Genomic DNA, 9,619 nt, shown 5'->3' with positions numbered 1-9,619 from the left:
TGACGCTGTACTGGCCGTTCGACTCCTGGGAGCAGCTCCTCGACTTCATGCACGAGGCCCTGGAGCCCGCGACGCCGCCGCCTACTGGCCGCGCCGCTGCGCCAGGGCGGCAAATTTAGAATTGCTGTCGAGGACAAGCTGAAGCAGCGCCAGCTGCTGGCCTCCTACGACTTTCGCCTGGACACGGCCCGCCGGGAGGCCGAGCGCAAGCGCACCGAAGCCACCGGCATCCGCGATTTCCAGGCCGAGGTGGACGCGTCGTTGACGCCGCGCCTGCTCCGCCACGAAGGCATCCGCGCGGCCCAGGACCTGGCGACGTCCGACAATGCCGAAGTGGTCATCATCGGCGCCGAGGAAGGCGGCCTGCCGCTGGTGCCGGGCGGGCGGCGCTGACCGTGGCCAGGCTTCGACGGGGATATGCGGCGGCGCGCCGGCGCCCGGCGGCCGGGGCCTTCGTGCTGGCAATGCTCTGCGCCGCTCTGACACTCACCGGCTGCGGGCGCCAATACACCAACCTCGGCGAGGCCCGTGCCGCCTATGCCCGCGATGGGATCGGGCCAATCGTCATCGCCGCGGTGGAGGACCCACTCGGACCCGGCTTCCTGCAGGGCATCGAGCTGGCCGTGCGCGAGATCAACGCCGCCGGCGGGCTGCTCGGGCGGGCCGTGCAGATCCGTCGCTTCCCGAGCAGCGGCGACCTGCGCCAGGGGCGGCGGACCGCCATCGCCATTGCGCAGGATCCGCGCATCTCGGTGGTGCTCGGGCACCGGACCTCGGAGCTGGCAGTGCCGCTGTCGGTGATCTACGAGCGCGCGAGGGTGCTGTTCATGCCGTCGTTCGCCACCGCCGAGCAGCTCACCCGCCACGGCTTCGACTTCGTGCTGCGCACCCTGCCGGACAACGCCGCCATGGCGGCGCAGACCGCGAGCGTCGCGCAGCTGTTCGGGCACGAGCGCATCGCCGTGCTGCACAGCCGCGACGACTATGCCCGCGAGCTGGCCTTTCTGTTCGAGGACGAGGCGCGGGCGCGCGGCCTGCGCATCGTCTTCGGCGCGTCCTTCTTCGCTGCGGAGTCCAATTACCGCGGTATGCTGGGGCAGCTCAACGGCGTCGATTTCGATGCCGTCTACCTGTCCACTGAGCATCTCCCCGGGGCGCGCTTGGTGCGTCAGCTGCGCGAGCTCGGCTTCGCGCAGCCCGTGCTCGGCTCAGACCGCCTTGCCTTCGGGCGCTACGAGGAGCTGGTGGGAAGCGCCGGCGACCGCACCGTCGCGCCCGGCATTTACGATGTCGACACGCCGGGGCCGCTCAACCGCGCCTTCGTCACGGCCTACCGGGCCGCCCATAACGCCGACCCGGACCAGTCCGCCGCCCAGGGCTACGACACGGCGCGGCTCTTTGCGGACATCGTCCGCACCGCCGGCAGCACCGAGCCCAGTGTGCTCGCCACCACGGCGCGCTACTCGCCGCCGCGGGCCGGCGTCACCGGCATCTTCGCCCACGACCCGCGCGGAGATGTCTACGGCAAGCTGTTTGAGCTCCGAGTGCTGCGCTTCGGGCGCTGGTGGCCCCTGCCCGGGGTCACCGCGCCCTACCGGCTGGCGAGCTTCCGCGCCGCACGGCTGGAGATGCAGCGCGAGGCGGCGCAGCAGGCGCAGACCCCGGCGCCCGCACCGGGCCCGCAACCGACGCCGCCCGAGCCGGCGATGGCCGAGGTCGTGGATGCCGCCGCCGCGGCGGCCGAACGGTTGCAGCAGACCGCCGCCGCGGTATCGATGCCCGCCGACAAGGCCGTCGGCGCGGCCGAGACGGCGGCTGCCGCCGACCCCGGGGCGGATCTCCAAACGCTGACCACGGCCCGTCTCAGCGCCGCCGAGCGCGCCCGCATCTGGCTCCGGCTGGCGCACGAGATCCTCGGCTTCCAGCGCCTGGGGCTGGTGGCCCCGCAGACCGGCGCCGGCAGCGCCGCGGTGGGGCTCGCCCGCAGCCTGGCCGACGACCTCGGCTTCACCGTGGACATCTGCGAGCTGCCGGCGCCGGACGCCCACGCCGCCGAGCCGCTCAACGCCATCGAGCTGACGCGGCGGGAGCGGGAGGGGATCTCTGTGGATGATCCGCTGGAGCAGGCCGCCGTGCGCTGCTGGACGCGGCTGGCCCGCAGCACGGATGCCCTCCTGGTGGTGCCGGATTCCGGGCTGCGCCCGGGGCTGGTGCGGCGGTTGAACCGCACCCTGCGCAGCTTCGGCGTACCGACCTTTGCGGTGGCGCAAAGCCTGGACAGCGATCTCGGCCTGACCCTGGCGCTGGTGGCGACCGGCGTCGACCTGGACGACCCGCAAGTGGCGCTGCGCTTCAACGGTGTACTGAAAGGCCTTCGGGTCAGTGCGCTCAATCGCAAGCTGACCAACCTGCCCGCGGTGAGCGCCGACCTCGAGGCCTTCGCCGAGCTCGGTATTCGGCCCGATCCCAGGCTGCTGACGCTGGTCTCCCGCGCCATGCAGCCCGCCTTCCCAAGCGCCGGCCCAGACCCCGCACAAAACGGCGGCACGGACGCGGACGCCGCCGTCTCGGCCGCCGCGCCCACCTCCTACGAGTAGAGCAAATCGCCAACATGCCGATTTTCCACGCCGTTGTGATCGTTGCGATCTACCTCGCCGCCGCGATGCTCGTCGCCGTGCTTGGGCGCCGGCGCAAATGGGGCTATTGGGGCTATCTCTGGTCGTCGATTCTGTTCACGCCGCTGCTCGGCTTCCTGTTCGTGCTGGCCGCCGACCCGCCGCCGAAGCAGCAGCGCGGCAAGGAGCAGGCGCGATGACGGCTCCGTCCCGCGGCAAGCCCCTGTCCCGCCTCCGGATGCGCCGCAGGCGGCGGTTGCCGGGGCGGGCGCTCGCCGGCTGCCTGCTGCTCGTAATGCTGTTGCCCCTGCCGGCGGGCTTCGCGCAGGCGCCGACGGCAGACGCAAGCGCCGCCGGGGACAACGGCGGCGCCGGCGGCGAAGGAGCCGCAGCACCCGCCACGCCTTCCCCGGAGGAGCTGCTGGCGTCGCTGCAACAGCAGCTGGACGGGCTGGACCAGGGCCTCAAGACGCTGGAGGAGCAGATAGCGCTGAACCGGGAGGAGATCGCCGGCCAGTCCGAGCGCCTGGACGCCGAGATGAAGCGCATGGACCCCATTGCAGTCCGGCTCGACTCCCTGTCCCAACGGCTTGAGCAGACCCAGAAGATGCTGGAGGAGCACGAGACACGCATCGAGGACAACTCGGTGAGGCTCTTCGAGACGCTGATGGGCATCGACGACACCGAGCAGTCCGTGGCGGCCCTGCGCGCACAGCTGCAGCGGCTGGAGCGCAACGTTCAGGCGCGGGCGGCCCGGGAGGCAGATGACCGGCCCGGCGCCGGCGCCGCCGCCGGGGCGCCGGACGCCCGGCAGGAAGGCGGCGCAGCACTGCTGCCCTTCGCGCTGGGTCTGCTGCTGCCGGCGGGTATTCTGCTCTACCCGGCGGCCCGCGCGCGCCGGGCGCAGCCGAGCAGAGGGCCGCCGGCAGCGAGTACGCCGCCCGGCACCTTGGAGAGCGGGGCAGGCAATGCCGCGCCGGCGGCGGGGCTGCTGCTCGCGCTCACGGGCGCGGTGCTCGGCTTCGCGCTGGTGGGCATCGGCATCCGCGACGGCGCGAGCCTCGGCGGCATCCTGGGCGCGCCCTTCGCGTTTCTGCCGCAGCTCTTGGCCCTGTCGCCGGAGGCCCGGCTGCCCGTGGTCGCCGAGCCCCTGCTCGCCCGGCTGCCGTTGGTGGCGGCCATGGCGCTGCTGGCCGCGGTGACCGTCGGCAGCCGCCTCACGGCCCTGGGCGGGCTGCTGGTGGGGCTCGCCGTCGGCGCGCTGCTGCTGCCGCTGTTCGGCCATTGGAGCGGCGCCGGTGCCGCGAGTGGCGACCCGGCCCCCGGCTGGCTCGCCGGCCTCGGCTTCACCGACACCGGCGCCGTGGCAGGCACGGCGCTGGTGGGCGGCGGCGCGGCACTGGGGCTCGCCTTCGGCATGGGCCGCGCCCGCGCCGGGCCGCCGCGGGAGCGGCTCGCCGGCGGCCTCGGCCGCGAGCCCGCGCTGCCGGTGGTGGCGGTGCTGCTCATCTGGATCGGCTGGCTGGAGCCGCGCATCGCCGCAACACCGGAGGCAGGCGTCGCGCTGGTGCTCGCGAGCTGGGCCGCCGCGGCGGGCGCGCTCCTGGTCGCGACGCTGTTCAGCGCGCTGCTGCGCGGGGACGCCGAGCGCTGGGACGGGCTGCCGGCCGCGTTGCTGGCGGGCATCCTTGCCGCGCCCGCCGCCGCGGCGTCCGGGCTGGCCGTGCCGCTCATCTTCGGTGCCCTGGTGGCGCTGCTGCACGGCCTGCTCGCGCGTGCCCTACAGGGCGGCGATACGCACCGGGAGCTGGCGGCGGCCTTTGCCGTCGCAGGCCTCGCCGCGGCCCTGGCGCCGGCGCTGGTGGGGCCGGACGGCTTTCTGTTCGCCCCCGTGGCGGAGGACCTGCCGGTGCAGGCCTTGGGGGCCGGCGTGGCGCTGGTGGTGGGTGTCGGCGGCGGCCTCTGCCTTGGGCTGTTGCTGCGGCTGCTGCCGGGGCTCCTGTCGCGGCGCCCGGCGGATGCCGTGACGGAGCGCGCGCCTCAGGCCGCCGCCGCAACGGCGGCCTGAGGCGCAGATGTTCTGGTGGGGCAAGCTGTTCGCGGTCGGACTCTCCGGCCTCATCGGCGGGCCCATCGCGGCGCTCGCTGCCGTGGGCGTCGGCCACCAGCTGGACCGCGACCTGAGCGGGCTGATCCGCGCCTATGCCCCGGTGCGTCAGCCCGCGCGGCGCGAACGCCTGCTCCGGCGCAGACGCACGGCGCTGTTCTGCGCGGCCGGGGCGCTGGTGCGCGCCGGGGAGCTGCCGCCGGCGCGCCGGGCCGCCGTGCTGGAGGGGCTGCTGGCGGACGCGGGGCTGGCGGGCGCCGAGCGGGCCCGGGCGCAGGCCTTGTTCCGCGACGGTCAGCGGGCGGACTTCCCGTTGACCGCGGTGGTCAACCAGTTCCGGCGAACATTTCAGCGCCGCCCGGACATCGCACTGGCCTTCATCGGCGCATTGATGCCGCTGGTGGAGGACCTGGACGAGACCTCGCCGGCGCGGGCGCTGCTGCGGGATCTGGCGGCGCGTCTGGGCGTCACCCCCCGCCGGCAGGCGCGCTTCGAGGCGGCTTGGCGGGCGCAGCGCTCGCAGGTGCCGCCGCGCGACGGCGGCCTATCCAAGCAGGAGGCGGCGCGCATCCTGGGCGTGGCGGTGGCGGCCTCACGCGAGGAGGTCACCCGCGCCTACCGGACCCTGCTGAGCCGCCATCACCCCGACAAGCTCGTGCACCGCAACCCCTCCCCCGAGGCGCTGGCGGCGGCCGCCCAGCGCACCGACCGCATCCGCAAAGCCTACCGGAGGCTCGCGCGTGACTGGACCGACTGAGACTGGAGCCCGGGCCGGGACAGGGAGTACGACAGGGCCCCATCCCGAGGCAGAGCCGACGCCCGGGCCCGAGCGCCCACTGAGCCCGGACGTCCGGCTGGCCGTGGCGGAGTCGCATCTGGTGCGCGCCGAGGCGGAGAGCATCATCCGCGACCACGTCATCCTCGCCAGCACCCTGACCATGGCGCCCGTGCCGCTTGTCGACGGCATCCTGCTGTTCAACCTCCAGCTCAACCTCATCGGGCGCCTGGCGGACCACTACGGCGTGACCTTCGATCAGTTCTACCGCGGCATTGCCGCCTCCCTGTTGACGGGGGCACTGCCGGTGCTGGCGACGGGCTTCGGCCTGTCCGCACTGAAGCTTTGGCCCGGCTTGGGTACGCTCGGCGCCGCCGGCACTCTGTCCACGCTGGCGGGCCTGGTGAGCTATGCCACCGGTAAAGTCCTGATGGAGCACTTCGAGGCGGGCGGCACGCTGGAAGACCTGTCGACAAGCGCCTTCCGAGCGCGCGTGCGCCGCGCGATGCATGCAGGACGGCCCGGCATGCAGGCACTGCTGGCGGGCCGTCCGACGTGATCAGCGCCTGTGCTCAGGCGTGGCCAGGGGCGCGGGCGGGCGGTTGGCAGAGAAGACAATGCGCTGGATTAGGCGCCTCGGACGTCCGCAGAGAGCTCCTTAAATCGAGCACGCCTCGCTCAGGGGGCCTCGACCTCCCGCATCACAGCGACGACGACGCCGATGACCTCGACGGCCCCGTGCGGGCGATGCAGCGGCGCATAGTCGGGATTGGCCGGCTGCAGACGCAGGCCTTCTGGGATTCGATATAGGCGCTTGAGGGTCGCCAGGCCGTCATCGATGAGCGCCACCACGGTCTCGCCGTCCTCGGCTGTGGTGCGCTGATTGAGCAGAACCAAGTCGCCGTCCTCGATGTGCTCGTCGCGCATCGAGTCGCCCTGCACACGCAGCGCGTAGCTGGCCCCGCGGGCGAGGCGTTGTCGGGCTTAGATCCAGTCCGGGTCCTCGATGGCCTCGACGGGATGACCAGCACTCACCCGTCCCATCAGGGGCAGCCCGGTCATCGGTTCGCTTGTGGGATCGAGCGTCTCGGCAGCGGAGTCGAGTTGGGTACGGCGACGGTGTTGGATCAACAGGCGGCTCATGGGCGCAGGATAGCAGCCCTGACCAGGGGCCCAAATCATGCCGATGGACTTCAGCGCTCGGCCAGGATGGCCATAGGTCGCAGGGCGCGACGGCAGACCGAAGGCTAGCAAAACACCCAGCGCGACATCAGCGAGCCTAGGCTTCATCGCCAGCCCGCCGGTCCCTTGCACGCGGCCTGGGCATGGCACATGCTCCGTCAGCAATGCGAGCGAACGGGTCTTGGAGCGGGCATGGCTGCAATCACACAGGGCTGGCTCGGATGCGGCTGGCTCGGACGGGGTGTTCGTCTGGCCCTGGCCCTGGGCATAGCGGTTTCCTGCGTCGGCATGTTCACGGGCACGGCAATGGCCTCCGGTAAAGCGCCGCTGACAGCGCTTGCAGCGCTGCGCTGGCAGCATCGCGTCATTGTGGTGGACGGTTCGGTACCGGATGCCGTCGAGCGCCTGCGCGCGGCAGAGCAAGCCATCGAGGAGCGCCACATCGTCTGGCTCGTGGCGCATCCCGAGCGCCTGCAAAGCAACTATTCAGGGCCCCTGGGCGAAGCACTCCAGCGGGAGCTGCAACGGCGCTTCTTCAGCCAATCCGATGCGAGCGTGTTCCTGATCGGCAAGGACGGCGGACTCAAGTCCAGCGATCCAGACCTCGACCTGCAAAGACTGTTCGCGCGCATCGATGCGATGCCGATGCGCCAGCGCGAGATGCAGGACACCGAATGACCGCCACGGGCCTGACCCTGACGCGATCGGCGGCGGCCTGGAGCAGCCCGGCGTTCCGCCCCACCTTGGTCGACGAGCTCCAGGCGCTCGGTGCCCATCATCCCGTGCTCCGGCCTTTGCTGCAGGCGGCGCTGACACAGACGAGCGCGGTGGCCGAAGCTGCGCTCGGGGTGCAGGTGCTGAAAACCCACGAGGCGGCTGGCCGCATGCAGGTGCGAGTCGGTGTGTTCTACGCCGGGATCATCGCCGGCTGCAGCTGTGCCGACGACCCGTCGCCGCTCGACACGATCACGGAGCATTGTGAGCTGGTGCTGGACATCGATCCGGGCACGGGTCGGGCGTGGGCCACCCTCTGCGAGCGGTGACGCAACCGCAGCCGCACGCTGCCTGAGCGGAAGCATCACAGGCGCATCGCCGGGTGACGCGTCGTTGGACCGGCGACATCCTGTCAGAACGGCGCCGGGATTGGCTCATCCAGGACGCGCAGGGTCATTGGCGTGGGCGGGCAGCACCGTGAGCAGGCGCCGATGGTGACCGGGCTCGGCCACCGCGTCGATCAGGCAGGCGGCATAGTCCGCGCGTGGCAGTCGATCGGCACCACTCACCGCGTCGAGGGCGCCGAGGCGATAGCCGGCAGGTGCCGCATCGATCAGCGTCGGTGCACGGATGATGGTCCACTCCCAATCGAGCTGCTGGATCTGACCTGAGGCGTCGCGCATGTCCCGCAGCGAATACGGCGTCAGCGCCATCAGCGGGGCGAACAATGCCAGCATCCCACGCTGCCGCAGGGTCTGGCGCTCGCCCGAGGCCGGGATCGCGGTGATCTCGCCGGCGGTGAAGACCACGCGCCGACAGCCCGTGATCGCGCTCGCATCGGCGAGCGCGGCGACGAGCGCAGTGGCCTTGAGGTCATGGACGGCGATGAGGATCACGAGCGCGGCATCGGCGCCGGCGAGCGCCCGCTGCAAGGCGCCGGCGTCCGTGACGGACGACGCCGTGATCAGCGTGAAGCCTGGACCGTCGGCGAAACCGGCTAGCTTGTCCGCCGACGCCAAGCGACAGAGCGCGTTGACCTGATGCCCACGCACCAGCGCCTCGTGGACCAGGGCGGTTCCGGTCTTGCCGGCCGCGCCGATGATGGCGAGCTTCATGCCAGGGCCTCGCAGGTGTCAACGAAGGGGAAGGAGGAGCGCGAGCCGTCGGGCTGATCTCCTGATCTTAACGATCAGGGCCCGACATTACCCCAAATTTGGATTCAGTAGCCTTCGGCACCGCACCGGTTCCAGGGGACTCAGGCTACGAGCCGATGGGCTGGTATCCGCGATGTGGTGCGCCGTCCGATCGCTCGACATCAGGACGCGCTCGATCCGAGACCGGCCGTGGCCGATGTGCTCGGCGATGAGCAGTCGGGATGCTGGACAAGCGACGATGCAGATATACACTCGTGATTGGTGTATCCACATCGGTCCGGAGGAGCATTCGATGCAGGTTTCAAAGTGGGGCAACAGCCTGGCAGTGCGCCTGCCCGCGGCGGTCGTCGAGGCGCTGGACCTCCAGGACGGCGACGACATCGAGATCCAGGTCGAGGGGCCGCGCAGCCTGAGCGTGCGCAAGGCACCCGACAACCGCGAGCTGCTGGCGCGGCTGCGCAAGTACCGCGGGCGTCTACCCGAGGGCTTCCGCTTCGATCGGCTCGAGGCCCATGAGCGAGGCTAGCGACTTCTTCGACACCAACGTGCTTCTGTACCTCTTATCAAAGGACGTGGTGAAAGCGGACCGGGCCGAAGCCCTGCTCGCCGACGGTGGTGTCATCAGCGTGCAGGTCCTGAACGAGTTTGCCGCCGTTGCCTCACGCAAGCTCGGCCTGGCCTGGCCGGAGATCCGCGAGGTGTTGGGAACGGCGCAAGCTCTGTGTCGCGTCGAACCCTTGACGATGGCCACGCACGAGCGCGGACTCGCGATCGCCGAGCGCTATGGGTTCTCGGTGTACGATTCGCTGATCGTCGCGGCTGCGCTGCTGGCCGGTTGCGGCGTGCTGTGGACGGAAGACCTGCGGGATGGCCAGCGCATCGAAGAGCAACTGACCGTGAAGAACCCCTTCGCGACGTCCTGAACCGATTCCGGCAAACTCAGGCCCACATCGTTACCCACAACTCGCCCCTTCGGCGTTGCGATGAGCATCGAGCGCGAGCACAAAGTCGGCAGCACGCTGTAGTCCGATCCATAGCGTTTGGGGTCCCGGTAAGCCGTCGCCCTTGCGGT

At 71.3% G+C, this 9,619-nt stretch carries 12 protein-coding genes and 1 pseudogene; 10 read left to right on the top strand and 3 right to left on the bottom strand.

The window, feature by feature from the left end; translation table 11 throughout:
• The first annotated feature begins 249 nt into the window (after positions 1 to 249).
• The 6 genes from CKO31_RS24290 (at position 250) to CKO31_RS24265 (ending at position 6,056) form a co-directional block, all read left to right on the top strand.
• Positions 250 to 393, top strand: coding sequence for a hypothetical protein (locus tag CKO31_RS24290; protein WP_200242911.1), 144 nt, complete (start codon positions 250 to 252; stop codon positions 391 to 393).
• Positions 394 to 395: 2 nt separating this feature from the next.
• Positions 396 to 2,597 (top strand): ABC transporter substrate-binding protein, encoded by a 2,202-nt coding sequence (locus CKO31_RS24285; protein ID WP_200242908.1) that lies wholly within the window; start codon positions 396 to 398, stop codon positions 2,595 to 2,597.
• 14 nt (positions 2,598 to 2,611) lie between these two features.
• A complete protein-coding gene (locus CKO31_RS24280; RefSeq protein ID WP_200242914.1) occupies positions 2,612 to 2,815 on the top strand; it encodes a hypothetical protein in 204 nt (67 codons plus the stop codon).
• The gene (locus CKO31_RS24275) at positions 2,812 to 4,683 is read left to right on the top strand and encodes an ammonium transporter family protein (protein WP_200242905.1); all 1,872 of its coding nucleotides are present in this window, start codon (positions 2,812 to 2,814) and stop codon (positions 4,681 to 4,683) included. Before CKO31_RS24280 ends, CKO31_RS24275 begins: the two co-directional genes overlap by 4 nt.
• Before the next feature lie 7 nt (positions 4,684 to 4,690).
• Complete coding sequence (locus CKO31_RS24270) at positions 4,691 to 5,479, top strand: co-chaperone DjlA (RefSeq protein ID WP_200242902.1); 789 nt, start codon at positions 4,691 to 4,693, stop codon at positions 5,477 to 5,479.
• A 103-nt stretch (positions 5,480 to 5,582) separates the two neighbouring features.
• The gene (locus CKO31_RS24265; RefSeq protein ID WP_200242900.1) at positions 5,583 to 6,056 is read left to right on the top strand and encodes a DUF697 domain-containing protein; all 474 of its coding nucleotides are present in this window, start codon (positions 5,583 to 5,585) and stop codon (positions 6,054 to 6,056) included.
• Between the two features lie 119 nt (positions 6,057 to 6,175).
• On the opposite strand, the pseudogene CKO31_RS27050 reads toward CKO31_RS24265, so the two are convergent.
• A pseudogene (locus CKO31_RS27050) lies at positions 6,176 to 6,451 on the bottom strand (LexA family protein); the annotation flags it as partial.
• A gap of 30 nt (positions 6,452 to 6,481) precedes the next feature.
• Positions 6,482 to 6,787, bottom strand: coding sequence for a LexA family transcriptional regulator (locus CKO31_RS27045; protein WP_242475646.1), 306 nt, complete (start codon positions 6,785 to 6,787; stop codon positions 6,482 to 6,484).
• A gap of 84 nt (positions 6,788 to 6,871) precedes the next feature.
• Here CKO31_RS27045 and CKO31_RS24255 point away from each other — a divergent pair, with 84 nt between their 5' ends.
• Positions 6,872 to 7,357 (top strand): DUF4174 domain-containing protein, encoded by a 486-nt coding sequence (locus CKO31_RS24255; RefSeq protein WP_200242897.1) that lies wholly within the window; start codon positions 6,872 to 6,874, stop codon positions 7,355 to 7,357.
• On the top strand, positions 7,354 to 7,722 hold the full coding sequence (locus CKO31_RS24250; protein ID WP_200242895.1) for a hypothetical protein: 369 nt from the start codon (positions 7,354 to 7,356) through the stop codon (positions 7,720 to 7,722). Before CKO31_RS24255 ends, CKO31_RS24250 begins: the two co-directional genes overlap by 4 nt.
• Positions 7,723 to 7,827: 105 nt before the next feature.
• On the opposite strand, the gene CKO31_RS24245 is transcribed toward CKO31_RS24250, so the two are convergent.
• Complete coding sequence (locus CKO31_RS24245; protein ID WP_200242893.1) at positions 7,828 to 8,508, bottom strand: NAD(P)-dependent oxidoreductase; 681 nt, start codon at positions 8,506 to 8,508, stop codon at positions 7,828 to 7,830.
• Between the two features lie 331 nt (positions 8,509 to 8,839).
• On the opposite strand from CKO31_RS24245, the gene CKO31_RS24240 reads away from it, so the two are divergent.
• A complete protein-coding gene (locus CKO31_RS24240) occupies positions 8,840 to 9,073 on the top strand; it encodes an AbrB/MazE/SpoVT family DNA-binding domain-containing protein (protein ID WP_200242891.1) in 234 nt (77 codons plus the stop codon).
• Positions 9,060 to 9,470 carry a PIN domain-containing protein gene (locus tag CKO31_RS24235; protein WP_200242869.1) on the top strand — a complete coding sequence of 137 codons (411 nt, stop codon included), beginning with the start codon at positions 9,060 to 9,062 and terminating at the stop codon, positions 9,468 to 9,470. Before CKO31_RS24240 ends, CKO31_RS24235 begins: the two co-directional genes overlap by 14 nt.
• Positions 9,471 to 9,619: the final 149 nt, after the last annotated feature.

Origin of the sequence: Thiohalocapsa halophila, from assembly GCF_016583825.1 — a bacterium.
In the GTDB taxonomy this organism is placed as follows: domain Bacteria; phylum Pseudomonadota; class Gammaproteobacteria; order Chromatiales; family Chromatiaceae; genus Thiohalocapsa; species Thiohalocapsa halophila.
The sequence above is the reverse complement of the archived record's forward strand: the minus strand, read 5'-3'. Positions and strand labels throughout refer to the sequence as shown.

Excerpts from the sequence above, each read along its gene's own strand:
- CKO31_RS24245 (WP_200242893.1), bottom strand. The coding sequence starts at position 8,508 with ATGAAGCTCGCCATCATCGGCGCGGCCGGCAAGACCGGAACCGCCCTG.
- CKO31_RS24250 (WP_200242895.1), top strand. The coding sequence starts at position 7,354 with ATGACCGCCACGGGCCTGACCCTGACGCGATCGGCGGCGGCCTGGAGC.
- CKO31_RS27045 (WP_242475646.1), bottom strand. The coding sequence starts at position 6,787 with ATGAAGCCTAGGCTCGCTGATGTCGCGCTGGGTGTTTTGCTAGCCTTC.
- CKO31_RS24255 (WP_200242897.1), top strand. The coding sequence starts at position 6,872 with ATGGCTGCAATCACACAGGGCTGGCTCGGATGCGGCTGGCTCGGACGG.
- CKO31_RS24235 (WP_200242869.1), top strand. The coding sequence starts at position 9,060 with ATGAGCGAGGCTAGCGACTTCTTCGACACCAACGTGCTTCTGTACCTC.
- CKO31_RS24270 (WP_200242902.1), top strand. The coding sequence starts at position 4,691 with ATGTTCTGGTGGGGCAAGCTGTTCGCGGTCGGACTCTCCGGCCTCATC.
- CKO31_RS24280 (WP_200242914.1), top strand. The coding sequence starts at position 2,612 with ATGCCGATTTTCCACGCCGTTGTGATCGTTGCGATCTACCTCGCCGCC.
- CKO31_RS24240 (WP_200242891.1), top strand. The coding sequence starts at position 8,840 with ATGCAGGTTTCAAAGTGGGGCAACAGCCTGGCAGTGCGCCTGCCCGCG.
- CKO31_RS24275 (WP_200242905.1), top strand. The coding sequence starts at position 2,812 with ATGACGGCTCCGTCCCGCGGCAAGCCCCTGTCCCGCCTCCGGATGCGC.